This is a genomic window from Paraburkholderia sp. FW306-2-2C-D06C (genome assembly GCF_058781505.1).
This window is the reverse complement of sequence record NZ_JBYSWU010000011.1, coordinates 40,358-59,501: the sequence shown is the minus strand read 5'-3', so window position 1 is coordinate 59,501 and position 19,144 is coordinate 40,358. Positions and strand designations below refer to the sequence as shown.

General features: G+C 63.4%; 21 protein-coding genes. 3 read left to right on the top strand and 18 right to left on the bottom strand.

Features of this window, described 5'->3' with window-relative positions; genetic code table 11:
• Positions 1-34 precede the first annotated feature (34 nt).
• From AC3WLT_RS10820 to AC3WLT_RS10795, 6 genes are all read right to left on the bottom strand, one after another.
• Positions 35-1,105: an ABC transporter ATP-binding protein gene (locus AC3WLT_RS10820; RefSeq protein WP_492591875.1), complete on the bottom strand. Its 1,071-nt coding sequence runs from the start codon at positions 1,103-1,105 to the stop codon at positions 35-37.
• Between the two features lie 19 nt (positions 1,106-1,124).
• Positions 1,125-1,916: an ABC transporter permease gene (locus AC3WLT_RS10815; protein WP_115099506.1), complete on the bottom strand. Its 792-nt coding sequence runs from the start codon at positions 1,914-1,916 to the stop codon at positions 1,125-1,127.
• Positions 1,913-2,851 (bottom strand): ABC transporter permease, encoded by a 939-nt coding sequence (locus AC3WLT_RS10810; RefSeq protein ID WP_492591874.1) that lies wholly within the window; start codon positions 2,849-2,851, stop codon positions 1,913-1,915. The genes AC3WLT_RS10815 and AC3WLT_RS10810 overlap by 4 nt, the downstream gene beginning before the upstream one ends.
• Before the next feature lie 105 nt (positions 2,852-2,956).
• Positions 2,957-4,081 carry an ABC transporter substrate-binding protein gene (locus tag AC3WLT_RS10805; protein ID WP_492591873.1) on the bottom strand — a complete coding sequence of 375 codons (1,125 nt, stop codon included), beginning with the start codon at positions 4,079-4,081 and terminating at the stop codon, positions 2,957-2,959.
• Between the two features lie 113 nt (positions 4,082-4,194).
• Positions 4,195-4,980, bottom strand: a complete 786-nt coding sequence (gene ugpQ, locus AC3WLT_RS10800; protein ID WP_492591974.1) for a glycerophosphodiester phosphodiesterase — start codon at positions 4,978-4,980, stop codon at positions 4,195-4,197.
• A 36-nt stretch (positions 4,981-5,016) separates the two neighbouring features.
• Entirely contained in the window at positions 5,017-5,349 is a 333-nt protein-coding gene (locus tag AC3WLT_RS10795) for a hypothetical protein (RefSeq protein WP_492591872.1), read from the bottom strand.
• A 197-nt stretch (positions 5,350-5,546) separates the two neighbouring features.
• Here AC3WLT_RS10795 and AC3WLT_RS10790 point away from each other — a divergent pair, with 197 nt between their 5' ends.
• Positions 5,547-6,317 carry a DeoR/GlpR family DNA-binding transcription regulator gene (locus tag AC3WLT_RS10790; protein ID WP_492591871.1) on the top strand — a complete coding sequence of 257 codons (771 nt, stop codon included), beginning with the start codon at positions 5,547-5,549 and terminating at the stop codon, positions 6,315-6,317.
• Positions 6,318-6,378: 61 nt separating this feature from the next.
• On the opposite strand, the gene AC3WLT_RS10785 is transcribed toward AC3WLT_RS10790, so the two are convergent.
• Entirely contained in the window at positions 6,379-8,046 is a 1,668-nt protein-coding gene (locus AC3WLT_RS10785; RefSeq protein WP_492591870.1) for a Na/Pi cotransporter family protein, read from the bottom strand.
• A 212-nt stretch (positions 8,047-8,258) separates the two neighbouring features.
• Here AC3WLT_RS10785 and AC3WLT_RS10780 point away from each other — a divergent pair, with 212 nt between their 5' ends.
• Positions 8,259-8,942: a histidinol-phosphatase gene (locus tag AC3WLT_RS10780; RefSeq protein WP_492591869.1), complete on the top strand. Its 684-nt coding sequence runs from the start codon at positions 8,259-8,261 to the stop codon at positions 8,940-8,942.
• A gap of 54 nt (positions 8,943-8,996) precedes the next feature.
• On the opposite strand, the gene AC3WLT_RS10775 is transcribed toward AC3WLT_RS10780, so the two are convergent.
• From AC3WLT_RS10775 to AC3WLT_RS10750, 6 genes are all read right to left on the bottom strand, one after another.
• Positions 8,997-9,866 (bottom strand): ABC transporter permease subunit, encoded by an 870-nt coding sequence (locus AC3WLT_RS10775; protein ID WP_492591868.1) that lies wholly within the window; start codon positions 9,864-9,866, stop codon positions 8,997-8,999.
• On the bottom strand, positions 9,863-10,660 hold the full coding sequence (locus AC3WLT_RS10770; RefSeq protein WP_492591867.1) for a taurine ABC transporter ATP-binding protein: 798 nt from the start codon (positions 10,658-10,660) through the stop codon (positions 9,863-9,865). The genes AC3WLT_RS10775 and AC3WLT_RS10770 overlap by 4 nt, the downstream gene beginning before the upstream one ends.
• Positions 10,661-10,704: 44 nt before the next feature.
• Positions 10,705-11,727, bottom strand: a complete 1,023-nt coding sequence (gene tauA, locus AC3WLT_RS10765; protein ID WP_492591866.1) for a taurine ABC transporter substrate-binding protein — start codon at positions 11,725-11,727, stop codon at positions 10,705-10,707.
• A gap of 300 nt (positions 11,728-12,027) precedes the next feature.
• On the bottom strand, positions 12,028-13,047 hold the full coding sequence (gene lipA, locus AC3WLT_RS10760) for a lipoyl synthase (RefSeq protein WP_492591865.1): 1,020 nt from the start codon (positions 13,045-13,047) through the stop codon (positions 12,028-12,030).
• Between the two features lie 13 nt (positions 13,048-13,060).
• Positions 13,061-13,786: a lipoyl(octanoyl) transferase LipB gene (gene lipB / locus AC3WLT_RS10755; RefSeq protein ID WP_492591973.1), complete on the bottom strand. Its 726-nt coding sequence runs from the start codon at positions 13,784-13,786 to the stop codon at positions 13,061-13,063.
• Positions 13,787-13,882: 96 nt separating this feature from the next.
• Positions 13,883-14,209, bottom strand: coding sequence for a DUF2917 domain-containing protein (locus tag AC3WLT_RS10750; RefSeq protein ID WP_492591864.1), 327 nt, complete (start codon positions 14,207-14,209; stop codon positions 13,883-13,885).
• 98 nt (positions 14,210-14,307) lie between these two features.
• Between AC3WLT_RS10750 and AC3WLT_RS10745 the strand changes: the two genes are divergently transcribed.
• A complete protein-coding gene (locus AC3WLT_RS10745) occupies positions 14,308-15,276 on the top strand; it encodes a transcriptional regulator GcvA (RefSeq protein ID WP_492591863.1) in 969 nt (322 codons plus the stop codon).
• 6 nt (positions 15,277-15,282) lie between these two features.
• On the opposite strand, the gene AC3WLT_RS10740 is transcribed toward AC3WLT_RS10745, so the two are convergent.
• From AC3WLT_RS10740 to AC3WLT_RS10720, 5 genes are all read right to left on the bottom strand, one after another.
• Complete coding sequence (locus AC3WLT_RS10740; protein WP_492591972.1) at positions 15,283-15,495, bottom strand: DUF493 family protein; 213 nt, start codon at positions 15,493-15,495, stop codon at positions 15,283-15,285.
• A 28-nt stretch (positions 15,496-15,523) separates the two neighbouring features.
• Positions 15,524-16,483: a D-amino acid aminotransferase gene (locus tag AC3WLT_RS10735; RefSeq protein WP_492591862.1), complete on the bottom strand. Its 960-nt coding sequence runs from the start codon at positions 16,481-16,483 to the stop codon at positions 15,524-15,526.
• A 13-nt stretch (positions 16,484-16,496) separates the two neighbouring features.
• Positions 16,497-17,726 (bottom strand): D-alanyl-D-alanine carboxypeptidase family protein, encoded by a 1,230-nt coding sequence (locus tag AC3WLT_RS10730; RefSeq protein WP_492591861.1) that lies wholly within the window; start codon positions 17,724-17,726, stop codon positions 16,497-16,499.
• 321 nt (positions 17,727-18,047) lie between these two features.
• Positions 18,048-18,692 carry an alpha/beta hydrolase gene (locus AC3WLT_RS10725; protein WP_492591860.1) on the bottom strand — a complete coding sequence of 215 codons (645 nt, stop codon included), beginning with the start codon at positions 18,690-18,692 and terminating at the stop codon, positions 18,048-18,050.
• Positions 18,693-18,700: 8 nt separating this feature from the next.
• Positions 18,701-19,024: a (2Fe-2S) ferredoxin domain-containing protein gene (locus AC3WLT_RS10720; RefSeq protein ID WP_492591859.1), complete on the bottom strand. Its 324-nt coding sequence runs from the start codon at positions 19,022-19,024 to the stop codon at positions 18,701-18,703.
• Between the last annotated feature and the right edge of the window lie 120 nt (positions 19,025-19,144).

The following is a 19,144-nucleotide window of genomic DNA, read 5'->3' as shown; positions in this document are numbered from 1 at the left end:
CCTTCGCTCACTTCAGGCACTGCCGGCCAGCTTTTTATGCGCCGCCTTCTTCGAGCACCAGCAGGTTCTCATGTGAGAAACCCAGCGACACCGGCTGCCCGCGTTCGGGCAAACCGCGATTCGGGTCGTTGAATACGTCGAGCGAAATGACCGCGTCCTTCACACGCGCTCTGATGCGCACCACCGCGCCGAGGAAGTTCACCTCTTCCACCGTCGCACTCAGCGTGTTGCGGCCAGGCGCGGCCGGCTCCAGCACGATCGCCTCGGGCCGCAACGCGAGCAGACGCTTCTTGCCGGCGTCGTCAGGCGGCAATTCCTGAGTGGTGGTCAGCTGCTGGCCGTCGACGGCCATCGTGCCGGCCGCCGGATCGACCACATGCCCGGACAGAATGTTCAGCGTGCCGACGAACGACGCGACAAAGCGCGTGCGCGGATAGTTATAGATTTCCGAAGGCGAGCCGATCTGCTCGACACGGCCCTCGTTCATCACGACGATGCGGTCGGAAATCGACAGCGCCTCTTCCTGGTCGTGCGTGACGAAAATCGACGTGATGCCGAGTTCGCGCTGCAACGCGCGAATGTCCTGCCGCAGCGAAATGCGGATTTTCGCGTCGAGCGCGGAGAGCGGCTCGTCGAGCAGCAGTACCTGCGGCTTGCCGGCCAGCGCGCGCGCCAGGGCCACGCGCTGCTGCTGCCCGCCCGACAACTGCCACGGATAGCGCCCGCCGAGATGCGGCAGCTTGATCAGTTGCAGCATTTCTTCGACGCGCTGGCTGATCTCCGCCTGCGGGCGGTGCGTGATCTTCAGCCCGAAGCCGATGTTCTCGGCCACCGTCATGTTCGGAAACAGCGCATACGACTGAAACACCATGCCGACCTTGCGCTGACGCGTGCGCAAATGCGTGACGTCCTTGTTGCCCAGCCGGATAACGCCGCGCGTCGGCGTTTCGAAGCCGGCGATCATCCGCAGCACCGTGGTCTTGCCGCAGCCGGACGGCCCGAGAAAGGTGATGAACTCGCCGCGTTCGATCTGCATGTCGAAGTGGTGCAGCGCCGTGTTCGCCCCGAACGCCTTGTGCAGATTTTCGATCTCAAGGAATGCCATGATTCGCTGCCTCAGTCCGTCAAATTTTCTGGCCGCTCATTGCGCGGGCCGAGCCGAATACCTGAATCAAACCCATCGACGCCCACGTGATCACGAACGCGATGATCGCAAGCGCCGACGGCTCATACGCGCGGTTCGCGCCGATCAATTGCAGATACGGTCCGAACGCGGGCCGGTCGAGCAGGCTCGCCAGCGTGAATTCGCCGATCACCACGGCAAAGGTGAGAAACGCGCCGGACAGAATGCCCGAGCGGATATTCGGAAAGATCACCTTGAAGAGAATCGTCGGCCAGTTCGCGCCGAGACACTCGGCGGCTTCGGTCAGCGAGCGCACGTCGACGGCGCGCAAACCGGCATCCACCGCGCGGTACATGTACGGCAGCGACAGCGTCACATAGCCGAGCACCAGCAGTAAGTCGGTCGCGCGTTCATTGCTGGTGAGCGGCAGAATCGAACTGCTGTTGTAGATGCGCAGATAGCCGAACACGATCACGATCGCTGGCACCACCAGCGGCAACAGCGTGATGAACTCGACGACCGGCCGCAGTTTCGGCAGCCGCAATTGCACCCAGTACGCGGTCGGCACCACCAGCAGCACGCCGATGATGATCGTCAGCACCGCCATCAGAATCGAATAACCGAACGAGGCCTGAAAACGCGGATCGGCGAGCACGACGCTGTACGCCTCGAAGCTGTAGGTGCCGCGCTTCATACGCAGGCTGAATTCGAAGGTTGCGATCAACGGAATCAGGAAGTACAGCGAACCGACGATCATCGCGGTCCACGCGCCCACACGAGACTGGCTTTTCATCGACGCCCCCTTTCCGCGCGCGAACGCAGCCAGATGTAGCCGCCGTTCGACAGCCCCGTCACCAGCACCATGCCGAGCGCGAGCGCGTAGCCGAGGTTCTGGTTATGCATCACGTCGCCGCGAATCTGTGCGTACAGCAGGATCGTGACGATGTTCAGCGAACTGCCGGTCAGCGCATAAGCGGTGGCGACCGCGCCGAACGAATTGGCGAACAGCAGCAAGGTGGCGCCGAGCACGCTCGGCCACAGCACCGGCAACGCTACGTAGCGCCAGTATTGATACGACGTGCCGCCGAGGCAATCGCAGGCTTCGCGCCATTCCCGCTTCAGGCCGTCAAGCGCGGGCGTGACGATCAGCACCATCAACGGAATCTGGAAGTACAGGTAAGTCAGCGTCAAACCGGAGAAGCTCAGGATGCTGAAGCCTGTGGAGTACAGATTGAAGCCGAGGTATTTCTTCAGCAGCACGGTGACGAGACCGACGCGCCCCAAGGTGCTGATGAAGGCGAACGCGAGCGGCACGCCGGCAAAATTCGACGCGACGCCGGAGAACGTCATCAAGGTCGGACGAATCCAGCCCGGCAGTTTGCCTTGCACCGCCGCCCACGCGAGCAGCGAACCGATCACCGCGCCGCCGAGCGCGGACGCGGCGCTCACCTCGAAGCTGATCCAGTAAGCGTCGAGCACGCCCGACTGGAACAGGCCGCGGAAATTGGCGAGCGTGAAGTGGCCTTGCGAATCCTGGAACGCGCCGACCATCAGAAAGCCGGTCGGCAAAATCAGGAACAACAGCGCGAAGGTGAAAAACGGCACCACGCCGATCCAGTTCAGGAACTGCGACGCGCGGCCCGGACCGTCGATGCGAGGTGCCGGCGTGGGCACAGTCGGAACCAGCAATTCCGGCTGTACCGATCCAGCATCCGATGAAGCGCTCATAGCTCACCCTTGGGGCTTTCTGACTAACGCCGGGCGCGCCGCCCAACTGGGGCGACGCGCCGCCGACAACACCGCGCGCTGCGCCTGGAAGCAGCGTTGCTTCGCTTACTTCACGTTCGCGCCGACCGCTTCGTCCCAATGCTTCGTGATGGTTTCCTTATAGGCGTCCTGTTGGGACAACGTCGGGAACACCACATTCTTGTATGCCGAAGGCGGCGGCAGTTTGTCGAGCAGCGCTTGCGGGACCTTCTTCGCCGCGACCATTTCGTTGTAGCGCATCGGGTGGCAATAACCGGTCAGCCAGCCGACCTGACCTTCGTCCGAATACAGGTACTCCATCCACAGCTTGGCCGCGTTCGGATGCGGGGCATAGGCGCTGATCGCCTGCGCGTAGACACCGGCGACAACGCCCGTTTTCGGAATCACCACCTGCACCTTCGGATTGCCCTTCAGCGTGTCGCGGTCGGCGAGCGCGTTGTAGTCCCAGCGCACGATGATCGGCGTGGTGCCCTGCGCGAGCGACGCGGCCTTGCCGATCACCGGTACGAAGTTGCCGCTCTTGTTCAGGTCGGCGAAGAATTTGAGGCCGGCTTTATCGGCCTTGCTCACGTCGCCCTTGCTCTGCGACAAGCCTGAGGCGAACACGCCCTGGATCGCCTGGTTGGCCGAGCGCGGGTCGCCTGCCAGCGAAACGGCGTTCTTATAGTCCGGCTTGAGCAGATCGCTCCAGTCGGCCGGCGCCTTGTCGATCATGTCGGCATTCACTTCGAACGACAGCACGCCGTAGTAATCGCCGTACCAGTAGCCGTCGGCATCTTTCGACTCTTTGGGAATCGAGTTCCACGATGCGACCTTATACGGCTGCAACAGACCTTCCGCCTTCGCGCTCGGACCGAAAGACAAGCCCACGTCGATTACGTCAGGCGCTTGCGGACCTTTATTGCCCTTGTTCGCCTTGATCGCTTCGATTTCGTCGCCCGAGCCAGCATCCGGATTCAGCTCGTTGATCTTGATGCCGTATTTCTTCTGAAAGCCGGCGACCAGCTGACCGTAGTTGCACCAGTCGTGCGGCAACGCGATCACGGTCAGTTGACCTTCCTGCCTGGCGGCGGCGATCAGTGCGTCGAGCGGCGCGGCCGAAGCGCTGCTCACGCCGGCTGCGGCAACACCCGCAGCGGCGGACATCGAGAGTAAGCGTGCTAACGCGCGAACTAACGCGGTACGGTTCATGGTCTTCCCCATCCTCTGCCGAAATTGCTACGTTTGGAAAATTTCTGATGCGAGTTCTGTGGGCGCACTTGCGCTTGTTTGTGCATGCCTGGATTCACGCGCCCACGCCATGCTCAGCCCGGATTCGCCGGTGCGGAAAACATGTCGTGGTCCAGTTTATCGATGCGATCCGTGCAAATCATGTCAACGCCCCACTGCGCTAGAAGCCGCGCGCGCGCCGGGTCGTTCACCGTATAGGCCAGCACGCGCAAGCCGGCCGCGTGGATCTCGGCGACCAGCGGCTCGGTCAGATGCCGGTGACTCGCGTGCAACGACACGCAGTCCAGTTCGCGCACGATGCGCAGCCAGTCTGCCGGCACATCCTCGAACAGCATGCCGCGCTGTAGTGAAGGCGCCGCGTCGCGCGCTGCGGCGAGCGCGTCGAAAGAAAACGACGAAAGCAGTGGCGGCGTCCGAGCTTGCCAAAGCGTCAGCGCGCCGCTTGCCACCAGACGCCCGGTGATCTCGTCACGGCCCGGACACGGTTTGATTTCGATGTTGGCAGCGATGCCGTCGCGCGCGCAGCGCTCGGCCGCTTCGGCGAGTGTCGGCAGGCGCGTGCCGGCGAATTGCGGCCCGAACCAGGCGCCAGCGTCGAGCCCGGCGAGTTGCTGCCACGTGTGCCCGGCGGCTGCGCCGTGGCCGTTGGTGGTGCGCTCGAGCGTGTCGTCGTGCAGCAGAAAAAGCTGGTTATCGGCGGAAAGCTTGGCGTCGAATTCGACCATGCGGTAGCCGTAGCGTATGCACGCGTCGAAACCGGCGAGCGTGTTCTCCGGCGCCAGCGTGCCGCCGCAGCGATGCGCGACCAGCCTCGGATACGGCCAGTCTGCGGATATAGCGCGATCAGTCCCGTTCCCCACGTTTTCCACGTCTCGCCACCTTCCCGATAGAGCGGTTTAAATAGGCTCCAGACACGCTTTCAACTGCCACTGCCGCCATGACGATCGCTGTTGCGTGCAGCCTTCACGCGCGAATCCCACGCGTAGTATCGCGCGAATGGATGACGCTGCGATAGCTGGCCACACGTCCAATGCCTCGACGGCATCGGCATCGGCAGTTTCATCATCAGGATGACGAATCGTGCAGCGTTCCAGCGGCGCCACGTGCATCGGCAAATCGTTCGGCCGATGAATCCCACGATCCATTATGGCAACGATACAGATCAAACAAATTGCCAAGAAACGCCGCAAAATGCTCGAAACAGGACATTCCAATTCCTTTGCGAACATTTCGCGTTCGAAATAGGCGCGGGCGTCCGATCTGCGAAGGCTAAGGTCAAATACACAAACTTGCAAGCTACCAAAAAAATACAACACAATTCGGCTAAAGTAGTACGCTTGACATCGTCTGGACACACATCCGTGCCAACGATGTAGTGATTGAAACAAAGCCCCGTGAACGCGCGTTCGCATCCAAGGAAAATTGCATGTGGCAGGAAGACCGCCATCAGAGAATTCGCGCTTTGCTGTCGACGCTTCAACGTGTGTCGACCGAACGCATCATGGCGGACCTCGGCGTATCGCGCGAAACGGTGCGGCGCGATTTACTCGATCTCGAAGCGCTCGGTGAGTTGCGGCGCGTGCACGGCGGCGCGATCAAACCCGCCGACGAAGCGCCGATCGCCGAGCGTGCGCACATGCGCGTCAAATCGAAGACAGCGATCGCCAAGGCGGCAACCGGTTTGATCGCCAGCGGCCAGACGCTGTTCATCGACGCGGGCACCACCACCGCGGCGCTGGCCGAAGAACTGGCGAAACTGGCGAACCTGACGATCGTCACCAACTCGATCGACGTCGCACTGAAAATGCGCGGCGCCGCCGAGCAAGCCGAAGCGGCCAACGAAGTCATCCTGCTGGGCGGCTCGATCAGCGATCGCGCGATGGCAACCACCGGCGCCACCACCGTGCTCGACATCCAGCGCTATCGTGCAGACATGGCGCTGCTGTCGCCGGTCGGCATCGATCATCGGCACGGCGCGACCAACTACGATCACGGCGAAACCGAAGTGGCGCGCGCCATGGTCGCCAACGCGGACCGCGTGGTGATCCTCGCCGACTACAGCAAGATCGGCCAGCGCAGCCGGATTTCGTACTGTCCGGTCGATCGCATCGACGTGCTGATCACCAACAAAAAGGCGGCCGAAGCCGCCGACTTCGCATCGCTGAAAAGGAAGCTGGAAGAGATCGTTCTGGCCTAGCGCTTCGTGTGGGCGCGGGTGGCCTGTGAACCGCGCTGGCGATCGACAGCCGGCGAGCGGCCTATTCCCTCACATGCATCGTGTCGAGCACACGCTTGCGCAAGCGCGTGTCGCGCAGCGCGCCGGCAGCGTCGAGTACTGGATAGGCGGTGGCGCAGAACAGCGAATTGAGCCGCTTCATGTCGCTGATCAGATCCAGATGCAACGCGCTGGTCTCGATGCTGCGCAAGCTTTGCCCCGCGAGCCGGTCCAGATGCTTGTATGAATACGCGCGCTCCAGATCGCGAAAACGCTCCTTCTCCGCCAGCAAGCGCTCCGCGCAGCGCAGATCGTTGTTCAGAAACACGGATAGCCCGAGTTGCAGATTGGTGACGAGACGCGTCTGCAAGTCGTCCAGTTCACCCAGCCCTTCCTCGGAGAACGACAATCGGTGCGCGATCTTCTTCTCCTCGATATCGCTCACGATCCGCTCGATGATGTCGCCCGCATGCTCCAGGTTGATCGTCAGCGAAATGATGTCGGTCCAGCGGCGGCTGTCGGCCGCGTCGAGCTGCTCGCGGGAGATCAGCGTCAGATAGGTTTTGACCGCGGTATAGAGTTCGTCCACGTCGTCGTCCATGCGGATTGTTTCGCGCGCTTTGTCGAGATCGTTGCGATGGATCAGTTCCGCGACGTTGTCGAGCATGGTACGCACGATGTCGCCGATGCGCAGCACCTCACGCGCGGCATGCGCGAGTGCGAGAGCCGGCGTGGAAAGCGCCGCGGCATCCAGATGCAGCGGACGCAGTTCGCCGTTCGGCTGCGGCCGGTCCGGCAACACGCGCGTACAAATGCGCGCCACCGGATCGATCAGCGACAGACACGCGCAGCAGCGCAGCGTGTTGTAGATCAGGTGAAAGCTGACCACGGCTTCGCGCGGATTCGCGATCAGCACGGGCAGGCCGCGCGCGAGCAGCGGTGTGAACGGCAGGATCAGCAGTGCGCCGGCCAGTTTGAACGCAAGGCTGCCCAACGCCAGACGCCGCGCCGCCGCGTTTTGCGCGACAGTACCGATAAGCGCCAGCAAGCCGCTGCCGAGATTCGCACCGATCACGAGACACAACGCCACCTTCAACGAGATCACGCTGGACGACGCGAGCGTCGCGGTCAGCAATACCGCCGCGAGGCTCGAATAGGAAAGCATCGCGAATGCCGCGCCGACCAGCGCATCGAGCATGGTGTCGCCGGTCAGCGCGCCGAACATCACGCGCACGCCGGCGCCTTGCATCATCGGCTGTGCGGCCGCGACGATCAGGTGCAGCGCCAGCAGGATCAAGCCAAGCCCGATGAGCGTGCGGCCAATCTGGCCGACGCGTGTCTGCTTGCGCGACAAAAAGAACGGCACACCGAACAGAATCAGGATCGGCGACAGCCATGACAGATCGAGTGTCAGCACCCTCGCCATCAACGCGGTGCCGACGTCGGCGCCGAGCATGATGGCGAGGCCGCTGGTGAGCGGCAGGAGACCCTGCGCCGTAAACGACGTGACGATCACCGCGGTTGCATTGCTGCTCTGCACGAGGCTCGTTACGCCGACGCCGGAAAGGAAGGCCCGCCAGCGGCTGCTGGTGCTGCGCCCGAGCGCGCTGCGCAGATCGGCGCCGAGGACCCGCAGGATGCCGGTGCGTACGATGTGCGAGCCCCATACGAGCAGCGCAACACCGGCTAGAAGGTTAAGGAGAATCAGCATAAGGCACTACGCGTTCCGTTCCTGCTGCCATGACCCGAACCGCATGCCGTGCGAACCGGCACCCGGGGCGTATGACAGCAGTGTTGCACATTTTTGCCTTATTGTAATTTTGTGCTTTTAAATATACGCTCGCGCAAAGCCGTGGATTGCTGTGCGCCGACGGGATCGGTAGCGCACCAGTCCGCTCGACCACCTGATGCCGAGGAATCCCGATGAGCCGCAACCTTGCGCTGTTCGACCTGGACCACACGCTGCTGCCGCTCGACAGCGATCAGGCATGGGCGCATTTCATCGCTGGATTAGGGATAGAAGGCGCTGCGCGGCATGCCGAGGAAATCGACGGCTACTACCGGCAATATGTAGCCGGCACGCTCGATATGGCCGCCTATCTGGACTACACGCTGGCGCCGCTCGCCCGCCATTCGCGCGAGCAGCTCGACGCATGGCATGCCCAGTTCATGCGTGAGGTGATTACGCCGGCGATCCTGCCGGCAGCGTGCGAACTCGTGCAACGTCACATCGAAGCAGGCGACCTGTGCTGCATCGTGACTGCGACCAACGTGTTCATCACCATGCCGATCGGCAAGGCGCTCGGCTTCGAACATCTGCTCGGCATCGAGCTCGGCACGGAAGGCGGCGATCCTTTGGCGCGCTACACCGGAACCGCAGTCGGCGTACCCACCTTCCGTGAAGGCAAGATCACCCGCACCGAGAATTGGCTGGCCTCGCTCGGCCATCGTTTGCAGGATTTTCCGCGGAGTTATTTCTACAGCGACTCGATCAACGACGTGCCATTGCTGGAGCGCGTCACGCATCCGGTCGCGACCAATCCCGATCCTCGCTTGCGGGACATCGCCACGAAACGCGGCTGGCCGGTGATCGAACTGTTTGCCTGATGATTGCTCCGGGTTGCCCTGCGCACGCGGCCACGCAGGCATGAGCCGCCGCGGCTAGACGCGCCCTTTCCACGGCGCCAGCCGCCGCTCCAGCGCGCGCATGCCGAGATCGAACAGCCACGCGACGAGTCCGATCAGCACGATGCCCATCACCACGACGTCGGTGCGTAGAAAGCTCGATGCGTTGAGCACCATCTGGCCGAGTCCCGCGGTGGCGGCGACCATCTCGGCGGCGACCAACGTGGTCCAGCCGAAGCCGATCGCGATACGCAAGCCGGTCAGAATCTCGGGCAACGCCGCCGGCAAGACCACGTGGCGCACGATCTGCCCAAAGCGGCCGCCGAGAGAATAAGCCGCATGAATCTGTTCGATGGTCGCGCTGCGCACCCCGGCACGCGCGGCCATCGCGATCGGCGCGAAACAGGCGAGATAGATCACGACGATCTTCGCCGTCTCGTCGATGCCGAACCAGATCACCACCAGCGGCAGATACGCGAGCGGCGGCAACGGCCGGTAGAACTCCAGCGGCGGATCGAGCAAGCCGCGCGCGACCCGGCTCACGCCCATCAGCAGACCGATCGGCACTGCGGTGAGCGCCGCCAGTGCGAAGGCGCCGAACACGCGCAGCGCGCTCCATGCGAGATGCTGGGAGAGCGGCAGGCCGCCCTGAATGCGTCCGTGCCACGCGTCCAGAAAAGCGGCCCAAACGGCTTCGGGCGTCGGCAGGAACAAAGGCGGCAGCCAGTGCAAATGTGTGGCGAGCCACCACAGCGCCGCGAGCGTCGTCACCGAGACGGCGCTCAGCGCCGCGGTCGGGCCTTCGCCCGGCAAGCGCCAGCCGCGTACCGGGCGCGCATTCCTGCGCGACGGCTCTCCCGCCCGGGCCAGCGGCAGATTGCCCAATGATTCGCGCGAAGCCGTCATGACGCCACCTCCTCCTGGTGCCGTTCATGCAGACGGCGCACCAGCCGCTCCCGCCATTCGATGAAATCCGGTGACGACTTCACCGCGCGTGCATCGCGTGTCTCGAGAAAACGTCGCGCGAACGGCAGGTCGTAGCTGTCGGCGATGCGACCAGGGCCTGGCGTCATCACCACGACACGGGTTGCCAGAAACAGCGCCTCTTCGACGCTGTGCGTAATGAAAAACACCGTCTTACGCGTACGTCCCCAGACGTCGAGTACGAGTTCCTGCATCGACTCGCGAGTCATGGCGTCGAGTGCGCCCATCGGTTCATCCATCAACAGCACTTGTGGATCGCTCGCCAACGCGCGTGCAATGCCCACGCGCTGCTGCATGCCGCCCGACAACGCATAGACCCGCGAGCGCGCATGCTGTTCGAGGCCCACCAGCGCCAGCATCTGCCGTGCGATACGCTCGCGCTCCGCCTTCGGCACACGTTGGAAGCGCAAGCCGAGCGCCACGTTCTCGAGCACGTCGAGCCATGGCATCAACGCGTACTTCTGGAACACGACGCCGCGCTCCGCGCCCGGCCCGAGCACGGGTTCGCCGTTTAGCCGCACGTCGCCTCCGGTCGGTTGAATGAAGCCGGCGATGCAGTTCAGCAAGGTCGTCTTGCCGCAACCTGACGCCCCCAGCGCGACGACGAACTCGCCCGGTTCGATGCGCAGATCGACGTCGGCGAGCGCGACGTGCGGCGCCGCGCCGCGCTCGCCTTCATAGGCGACCTGCAATCGCCTGATCTCAAGACCGCTCATCGCCGATCCTTATCATCGTGCTTACGGGAAACAATGCCTGCGGGTCAATGCGCTGCACGCTGCACGAACTGCGGATCGACGCCGGACGAGTAATCGGCCAGCACATTCTGAATCGTGCCTTGCGTCTTCAGAAACGCAGCGGTGGCGGCCAGCGATTTCGCCGCGCCGGATTGCGCGCCGCCACCCAGCCACACGTTCGAAGCCTGCTGCGCCGGCGTCGGGAAGGCATACAGCGCGAGGCTCGCCGACACGTCCTGCGCGGCGGCGCCGGACTCCTTCGCAACGGCTTCGACCTGCGGCGAAGCCGCGGTCCACGCCGACGTGTGATCGCGGTAGCTCGCATCGGTCGCGGCCAGCACCTTCACGAAACGCGCGACGAACTCGGCGTTCTGACTGGCGAACTTTCGATCCACAACGAAGCCGTCGAAGGTCGCCTTGCCGGTCTGCTGCGCAACCTGCCCCGACGTGATCAACACCTTGCCGTTCTTCTTCACCTTCGCCAGCACCGGGTCCCAGATGTAGGCCGCGTCGATGTCGCCGCGCGCCCACGCTGCCGCGACTTCAGGCGGGCGCAGGTTGACGATCTTCACATCCGACGGATTCACGCCGGCGTTCTGCAGTGCGACCAGCGTATGAAAGTGCGAGGTCGACACGAACGGCACGCCGATCTTCTTGCCCTTCAGTCCGGCGACGCTCGTTACGTTGGAACCGTCGCGCGCGACCAGCGCTTCGGCGTCGTTGATGTTGTCGAGAATCCAGAACAGCGAAATATCGACGCCTTGCGACAACCCTGCCGCGATCGGACTCGACCCCGCCTCGCCGAGCTGCACCGAGCCGGAGGCCAGTGCGCGGATCACGTCGGCGCCGCTACCGAGCTTGCGATAGGTGACCTTGTAACCGGTGGCTTTCTCGACTTCGCCGGTGGCCTGCGCATAACGCCAGGGCACGACCATGTCCTGGTACGCGATCACGACTTCTTTGCTATCGGCGTGTGCGGCGGAGGTAAACGGCGCGGACAGTGCGAGCAGCGCAGAGATCGCGGCGAGCGGGCGGAGAAAGCGGTTCATCGGGAAGCCCCTTTAGTGTGTGTTGTCTGGGAGGCTTTCGACTATAGGGAGTTTGTGCGCGCGCGGTTCTATTTAATCCGCGATTGCTAATCTCGCCGTTCGAACATTGCTTTTCGTGTTGAGTTGGATAGGGGTGGTTGCTGCTGCGTGCAGCGGATCCGCTCTAGCGGATGACGGCTGATTCTTCGAGTCAATGTCGAGGTGCGGCTCCAGTACCCCAACCCGGCACCTGTCCGAAATAAACAAAGCCCGCAACAAGTGCGGGCTTTGTATTTTCAACCGACCAACCAGTCAAACCGCTTAGACCACCCCAGCTCCATGCGCCTGCAAATCAGCGTGGTAGCTCGAGCGCACCATCGCGCCAACGGCGGCATGCGTGAAGCCCATCTTGTACGCTTCTTCCTCGTACATCTTGAACGTATCCGGATGCACATACGAGCGCACCGGCAGATGATGCTCCGACGGTTGCAGATACTGGCCGATCGTCAGCATATCCACGTCGTGCTCGCGCAGATCGCGCATCACTTGCAGGATTTCCTCTTCGGTTTCGCCGAGACCGACCATCAGACCCGACTTGGTCGCGACGTTCGGATGCAGCGCCTTGAAGTCTTTCAGCAACTTCAGCGAATGCGCGTAATCCGAACCCGGACGCGCTTCCTTGTACAGACGCGGCACCGTTTCGAGGTTGTGGTTCATCACATCAGGCGGTGCGGCGTTCAGAATGCCGATCGCGCGGTCCAGACGGCCGCGGAAGTCCGGCGTGAGAATTTCGATGCGCGTGTCCGGCGACAAATCGCGCGTCTGACGGATACATTCCACGAAGTGAGCAGCGCCACCGTCGCGCAAATCATCGCGGTCGACGCTGGTGATCACCACGTACTTCAGCTTCAACGCCGCGATGGTGCGAGCGAGGTTGCCCGGCTCGTCCGCATCGAGCGGATCGGGACGGCCGTGGCCGACGTCGCAGAACGGGCAGCGGCGCGTGCACTTGTCGCCCATGATCATGAACGTCGCGGTGCCCTTGCCGAAGCATTCGCCGATGTTCGGGCAGCTCGCTTCTTCACACACGGTATGCAGGTTGTGTTCGCGCAGGATCTGCTTGATCTCGTAGAAGCGCGAATTGCCGGTGGCCGCTTTGACGCGGATCCAGTCGGGTTTCTTCAGCTTTTCGATCGGGACGATCTTGATTGGAATACGGGCGGTTTTGGCTTGCGCCTTCTGCTTCGCGGTGGCGTCGTAAGCCGTGCCAGCGGCGGCAGCCGGCACGGCATCGGTAGCGGTAGCAGGAGAAGCTGCGAGGTTCGCGGTAACGTCAGTCATTCGTTCGGTCCAGTCAGGCGGTGAGCGCACCGGCCTGCGGTTGGGCGACGGCCGCGGGACTGCCGTCGAGGTTTGCGGTGAGGCATGCAGCAAAGGTTCGGGCCACTTCGTCCCAGCCGGCAGCGACGCCCAGCGTCGCCATATCGACTGTTTCGAGCCCCGCGTAGCCGCATGGGTTGATGGCCAGAAACGGCTGCAGATCCATCTCCACATTCAGGCTCACGCCGTGATAGCTACAGCCGTTGCGGATTTTCAGACCCAGCGCGGCGATCTTGGCGCCAGCGTGCAGCCCGGCGTCCGGCCCGGGCGCCACATAGATGCCCGGGGCGCCCGCCTTGCGTTCTCCGGCGAGATTATACGCCGCGAGGGTGTCGATCACGGCCTGCTCGATCCGCGTGACCATCTCGCGCACCATCAGCTTGCGCCGGCGCAAGTCGAGCAGCAGATAGGCGACCACCTGGCCTGGCCCGTGATACGTGATCTGCCCACCCCGATCGACCTTGACCAGCGGAATGCCGCTGTCGGCCGCAAGCAGATGCGCCGGGTCGCCGGCCTGGCCGAGCGTGAAGACGGGTGGGTGCTCAACCAGCCAGATTTCGTCGGGGGTGTCCGCCGTGCGCTCGTCGGTGAACGCGCGCATCGCGGCGAAACTGGCTTCGTAAGGTTCGCTGCCGCGCCAGCGCAGCGTGAGCGGCGCCGTGGCGGGCGGGGGAGACGGGGAAACCGGGGTGGCGCACATAATGCGCGTCAGTTTACCGAAATCCGGCAATCCCCGCCGGAAGTGCTCACGGCGCCACGGCCCGCCGCCGTGGCGCCGTCTATGCTCAAAAGAGGCTCAAACCGTGCGCCAGCCACCGCGCATCCGCGCCGCCAACCGTTCGCCGACCCGCGCGAACCAGTTCAGCGCCCGCTCGTCGCACCGTGTCGGCACCGAAAACGCCACCCTCGCTTGCGTGTTGCCCTCGGCGCTCAGCCACAGGCGCTCGCCGCGCCGCAGCCGCAGCGTGTGGCCGGGCTGCAGCCAGTAGTCTTCGGTGTCGTCACTGCGTGTCACCCATACGGCGCCGCCGTGCACGACCAGCCTGGTGCTGCGTGCCACCTTCATGGGTACGGTTTCGCCGTTACGGATTTCAAACGCGATGCTAGAGGAAATTTCTCGCATGATGCCCTCGCCAAAATTCGTTTCGTGGCTACAATCGTAGACGTAGCAAGGGTTTACGCAAAACGATCTATTTTCACCTCTATGTGAGAAATATTGCGATGGACCTAAGGCAATTGCCCGCGCTGAACGCCATCAAGGCTTTCGAAGCCGCCGCCCGCCACGAGAGCTTCTCGCGCGCCGCCGACGAACTGTTCGTCACGCACGGCGCTGTCAGCCACCAGATCCGGGCGCTGGAGGCGGAGCTGGGGGTCACGCTGTTCGCCCGCGACGGCAAGCGCGTGCGTCTTACGGAAACCGGCCGGCGTTATGCCACCCGCGTGCGCACCGCGCTGATGGCGCTCGCCGACGCCACCCGCGAAATCCGCGCCGGCGATCGCGAGCGGCGCCTCGTCGTATCGATGCTGTCGTCGTTTGCGGCGCGCTGGGTGACGCCGCGAATCGGCAGCTTCATCGAGGCGCACCCGCAGTGGGATCTCGAACTGCTGTCCACCAACGCGCTAACGGACTTCGCGCGCGACGACGTCGACGTGGCGATCCGCTTCGGCTTCGGCAAATATTCGGGGCTGCATTCGGAACTGCTGCTGGAGGAAATTTTCTTTCCGGCCTGTGCGCCGAACTTCAACGGCGGCAAGCTGCCGCAAGTTCCCGCCGATCTGGCCAAGGTCCCGCTGCTGCGCTCCGACGACGAATTGTGGCGCCCATGGTTCGACGCCGCCGGCCTCACCGACTGGCCGGAGCCGAAGCGCGGCGTGCTGTATCAGGATTCGTCGAATTTGCTGCAGGCGGCCATCGACGGCCAGGGGGTCGCGCTCACGCGCCGCTCGCTCGCGATGCACGAGATCGCAGCGGGCCGCCTCGTGCGTCTCTTCGACGTGGATGGGCCGAGCCCGTGGCAGTACTACTTCATCTGCCCGCCGCAAATGCTCGAAACCGCGCGGGTCAAGGCTTTCCGCGCTTGGGTATTCGACGAAGTGGGACGGTTCAAACAGCTTTTCGACCGGGCTTGCGCGGCAGGACCCGCGGCGAGCTCCGCTCAGCCGGCGGACGCATTGCGCGTCACGCCGTGACTTCGCTTAAAGCACCACTTTCACCATCGGATGACCGGTGAGCGCACGATAGATATCGTCAAGCTGCACCTGGCTCGTCGCGCGCACCGTGACCGTCAGACCGGTGTAATTACCACCGCTGGACGGTCGCGTTTCGACACGCTCCGGGTCGACTTCGTTATCGAACTGCCGCACCACCGCGACGATGGTCCCGGCGAACTCGGGATGCGACTTGCCCATGATCTTGATGGGAAAATCGCACGGAAACTCAAGCAATGATTCTTTCGCGGGATGATTCACTGTTCACTCCTTGCTGCGCCTCAAGCGCTTCTTTTGCCTTGGCACGCTGGTACGCCGCATACAGCGCCGCAAAGACCGCGCCCGGCTTACCGTTGCCGACCGGCCGGCCGTCGAGCTGCGTGACCGGCAGCAGTTCCTTGGTGGCCGAGCTGACCAGGATCTCGTCCGCGGCGCGCAGTTCGGCTTCGGCAATCTCGCGCGCTTCGAAGCGGATGCCGCACTCCTGCGTGAGCTCCTCGATCAGGCCATAGCGAATACCTTCGAGAATCTTCCGGCTGCGCGGCGGCGCAAACAGCACGCCGTCCTTCACGACCCAGACATTCGACGACGACCCTTCGGTCAGCAAGCCGTCGCGAAACTGGATCGTTTCGAACGCATCGTTTTCCGCCGCGTACTGCGCCATCAGCACATTGCCGAGCAGCGACACCGATTTGATGTCGCAATTCAGCCAGCGAAAATCTTCGGCGCTTACGCAACGCACGCCGTGGGTGCGCAGCGCGGCGCCCGGCAAGTTCAGCGGGCTGACCATCACGAATACGGTCGGCTGGATGCCGGCCGGAAATGCATGACCGCGTTTCGCGACCCCGCGCGTCACCTGAACATAAACGATCGCGTCCTGAGCGGCGCGCAAGCCGCCACCCGCTTCGTTGGCGGCGACTACGCGTTCGATCAGTGCGCGCCAGCCGGCGGCGTCGAACGGATTGACAATGCCGATCTTCTCCAGCGAACGCGCGAGACGCGCCAGATGGTGTGCGAAGCGAAACGGCGTGCGGCCGCTGGCGTGCGCATACAGCGGCGCGACTTCATAAATGCCGTCGCCGAAGATAAAACCGCGGTCGAGAACCGGCACGCGCGCTTTGGACAACGGCACCAGTTCGCCGTTCAGATAGACGATCGAGTCGAGCGGAGCATCGGAAACAGCGGTCATCGGCGTCAGGCTCTTACTTCTTCTTGTTGAACATCAGCATCAGCGAATCCCACACGCGGCCCACCACGCCGGCTTGCGACACGGCCTGCAACGCGACCACCGGGAATTGCGCCAGCACCTTGCCGTCGGCGACCAGCTTCACGGTGCCGACCTGCTGACCGTTGGCGAGCGGCGCGATCAGCGGGTCGATCTGTTCGATCTGCGGCTTCACCTTGTCGCCCATGCCCTTCGGCACGGTGATGTACTGATCGCCCTTCACGCCGATCTGCACGGTGTCCTGCGCCCCCTTGTAGACGCGCGGCGCGCCGACCACCTGATTCGCCTTGTACAGACGCACCGTGTCATACGCGGTGTAGCCGTAGTTCAGCATCTTCAGGCTGTCCTGCACGCGGTCGTGTTCCTTGGTCTCGCCCATCATCACCGAGACGAGACGGCGCGACGCGTCGTTCGCGCCCGCCAGCGGCCGCCTGGCGCTCGCGATCAGGCAGTAGCCGGCAGCTTGCGTATGGCCCGTCTTCAGGCCGTCCACCGACGGATCGATCCACAGCAGACGGTTGCGGTTCGGCTGCTTGATCTTGTTGTAGGTGAAATCCTTGACCGAGAAGATGTTGTAGTAGTCGGGGAAATCGCGGATCAGGCGCGCCGACAGGATTGCGAGGTCGCCCGCGGTCGTGTAGTGCTGCGGGTCGGGCATGCCGTTCACGTCGGCGAAATGCGTATGCGTCATGCCGAGGCGCTGGGCTTCGGTGTTCATCATGTTGACGAACTGCGCCTCGCTGCCGCCAACCAGTTCGGCCAGCGCGATCGCCGCGTCGTTACCCGACTGGACGATCATGCCGTAGACCAGATCGTGCACGGTCACCGGCTTGTTCGCCTCGATGAACATGCGCGATTCGTCCGTGCGCACGCGGCGCACCGCTTCGCTCGGCATCACCGTCTGTTCCATCGTGATCTTCTTCGTCTGCAATGCTTCGAAGACGAGGTACGCGGTCATCAGCTTGGTGAGCGACGCCGGTTCGACGCGTTCGTCGGCATTGCCCGAGGCGAGCACCTGATTGCTGGTTGCGTCGACGAGCACCCACGAACGCGCGTTCACCCCGGGCGGCGGCACTTGCGCGAACGCCGTGCTGGCAACGAGGGTCGCCGGCAACACGATGCCGAGGGTCACGGCACGGCTAAGCGTAGGGGAAACGAAGGAAGCAACTGAGGGAAATGACGTGCGGCCGGAGATGGAAAAACGCATAGGGTCGGTTCGTGCAGAAAAATGCATCGCGCGCAGGGCGCGGAGTTTGGGAGAGCCGGTCAGCGAGCGTCAGCCGTGTAAAACACGGCACGGCGCCCGTTGGACTTCCGGCCACGCGATCGGTTCGCGCAGCACGCCTCGCATCAGGCACCGCTGCGCGCGCAGAGTGCTACGCGTCGCGCGAACTGCCGGGTGGGCTGTGCTGCGCCAAAAAAAGACCGCTCATTATACGCGCGCTATCCTGGTAACTTTGCGCAATGGGCGGCGATAAATTTCGGTTTGTGCGGACCTGTACCCCGGAAAACACGCGCCGGGCACCGTTCACCGCCACGCGTCGACGATGATCCGCTTCAGAATATGCAGCTTGCGGTGCAGAAAATGCTCCGCCCCCGGAATCACGACAACCGGCAATTCCTGCGGCCTCGCCCAGTCGTAAACCGATTGAATGGGAACCGTCTCGTCGGTTTCGCCGTGAATCACGAGCGTGTTTTCCGGCACGGGCGCGACGTCCCAGCGACTCGCCGCGGTGCCGACGAACACCATGCGCTCGATCTCCTGGCCGTCTTCGCGCAGCTTCGCGGCCACATGCGACAAGACGAACGTGCCGAACGAGAAGCCCGCGAGCACGAGGGGCAGATCGCCCTGCCCCGCTTCGGCGCGCATATGGTCGAGCACCGCGCGCAGATCGTCGCGCTCGCCGATGCCGTTGTCATGCTCGCCCTGCGTTTCGCCCACGCCGCGAAAATTCGAGCGATAGGTCGCGTAGTTCAACTGCACAAGCGTGCGCGCGAGCGTTTGCGCGACCTTGTTGTCCATCGTGCCGCCGAACAGCGGATGCGGGTGCGCGACGAGCGCGATGCCACGCGGCGCGGCGCCGTTTTCGCGGGTTTCGTCAGGCAGATCCCGCGCGACTTCGATCTTGCCGACCGGGCCGTCGATCAGATATTTCTTTGTATGAACGTTCATGGCGCGGCTTATTGATCGATCTTCAGACGCTCGACAATCTTGCCGTTCGCAAGATGCGAATCGACGATTTCGTCGATGTCGCTCTCGTCGACATACGTGTACCAGACGCCTTCCGGATAAACGACGACCGTCGGCCCGAGTTCGCATCGATCCAGACAGCCGGCCTTGTTGATCCGCACTTGTCCCGGGCCGGCGAGGCCAAGTTGCTTCACGCGTTTTTTCGCGTACTCCTGCATCGCCTGCGCGTTGCAGTTCGCGCAGCTCGGGCGTTCCGCGCCGGGATCGCGCTGATTGAGGCAGAAGAAGACGTGGTACTTGTAGAAGGAGTCCATGGTGTCCGGAGGCGAGGCTGTAAGAATGGGGAACGGCGCTGGGCGCGCTGCGGCGCCTCTGTGGTGCGGTCGATTATAGCGAGCGAGGCTCGGGGCCGCTCATGCCCCGCTTATGCCACG

What these genes read in the sequence shown, in the direction of transcription:
- AC3WLT_RS10820 (WP_492591875.1), bottom strand. Translation starts at nt 1,105, where the DNA reads ATGGCATTCCTTGAGATCGAAAATCTGCACAAGGCGTTCGGGGCGAAC.
- AC3WLT_RS10815 (WP_115099506.1), bottom strand. Translation starts at nt 1,916, where the DNA reads ATGAAAAGCCAGTCTCGTGTGGGCGCGTGGACCGCGATGATCGTCGGT.
- AC3WLT_RS10810 (WP_492591874.1), bottom strand. Translation starts at nt 2,851, where the DNA reads ATGAGCGCTTCATCGGATGCTGGATCGGTACAGCCGGAATTGCTGGTT.
- AC3WLT_RS10805 (WP_492591873.1), bottom strand. Translation starts at nt 4,081, where the DNA reads ATGAACCGTACCGCGTTAGTTCGCGCGTTAGCACGCTTACTCTCGATG.
- AC3WLT_RS10795 (WP_492591872.1), bottom strand. Translation starts at nt 5,349, where the DNA reads ATGTTCGCAAAGGAATTGGAATGTCCTGTTTCGAGCATTTTGCGGCGT.
- AC3WLT_RS10790 (WP_492591871.1), top strand. Translation starts at nt 5,547, where the DNA reads ATGTGGCAGGAAGACCGCCATCAGAGAATTCGCGCTTTGCTGTCGACG.
- AC3WLT_RS10785 (WP_492591870.1), bottom strand. Translation starts at nt 8,046, where the DNA reads ATGCTGATTCTCCTTAACCTTCTAGCCGGTGTTGCGCTGCTCGTATGG.
- AC3WLT_RS10780 (WP_492591869.1), top strand. Translation starts at nt 8,259, where the DNA reads ATGAGCCGCAACCTTGCGCTGTTCGACCTGGACCACACGCTGCTGCCG.
- AC3WLT_RS10775 (WP_492591868.1), bottom strand. Translation starts at nt 9,866, where the DNA reads ATGACGGCTTCGCGCGAATCATTGGGCAATCTGCCGCTGGCCCGGGCG.
- AC3WLT_RS10770 (WP_492591867.1), bottom strand. Translation starts at nt 10,660, where the DNA reads ATGAGCGGTCTTGAGATCAGGCGATTGCAGGTCGCCTATGAAGGCGAG.
- tauA (WP_492591866.1), bottom strand. Translation starts at nt 11,727, where the DNA reads ATGAACCGCTTTCTCCGCCCGCTCGCCGCGATCTCTGCGCTGCTCGCA.
- lipA (WP_492591865.1), bottom strand. Translation starts at nt 13,047, where the DNA reads ATGACTGACGTTACCGCGAACCTCGCAGCTTCTCCTGCTACCGCTACC.
- lipB (WP_492591973.1), bottom strand. Translation starts at nt 13,786, where the DNA reads ATGTGCGCCACCCCGGTTTCCCCGTCTCCCCCGCCCGCCACGGCGCCG.
- AC3WLT_RS10750 (WP_492591864.1), bottom strand. Translation starts at nt 14,209, where the DNA reads ATGCGAGAAATTTCCTCTAGCATCGCGTTTGAAATCCGTAACGGCGAA.
- AC3WLT_RS10745 (WP_492591863.1), top strand. Translation starts at nt 14,308, where the DNA reads ATGGACCTAAGGCAATTGCCCGCGCTGAACGCCATCAAGGCTTTCGAA.
- AC3WLT_RS10740 (WP_492591972.1), bottom strand. Translation starts at nt 15,495, where the DNA reads ATGGGCAAGTCGCATCCCGAGTTCGCCGGGACCATCGTCGCGGTGGTG.
- AC3WLT_RS10735 (WP_492591862.1), bottom strand. Translation starts at nt 16,483, where the DNA reads ATGACCGCTGTTTCCGATGCTCCGCTCGACTCGATCGTCTATCTGAAC.
- AC3WLT_RS10730 (WP_492591861.1), bottom strand. Translation starts at nt 17,726, where the DNA reads ATGCGTTTTTCCATCTCCGGCCGCACGTCATTTCCCTCAGTTGCTTCC.
- AC3WLT_RS10725 (WP_492591860.1), bottom strand. Translation starts at nt 18,692, where the DNA reads ATGAACGTTCATACAAAGAAATATCTGATCGACGGCCCGGTCGGCAAG.
- AC3WLT_RS10720 (WP_492591859.1), bottom strand. Translation starts at nt 19,024, where the DNA reads ATGGACTCCTTCTACAAGTACCACGTCTTCTTCTGCCTCAATCAGCGC.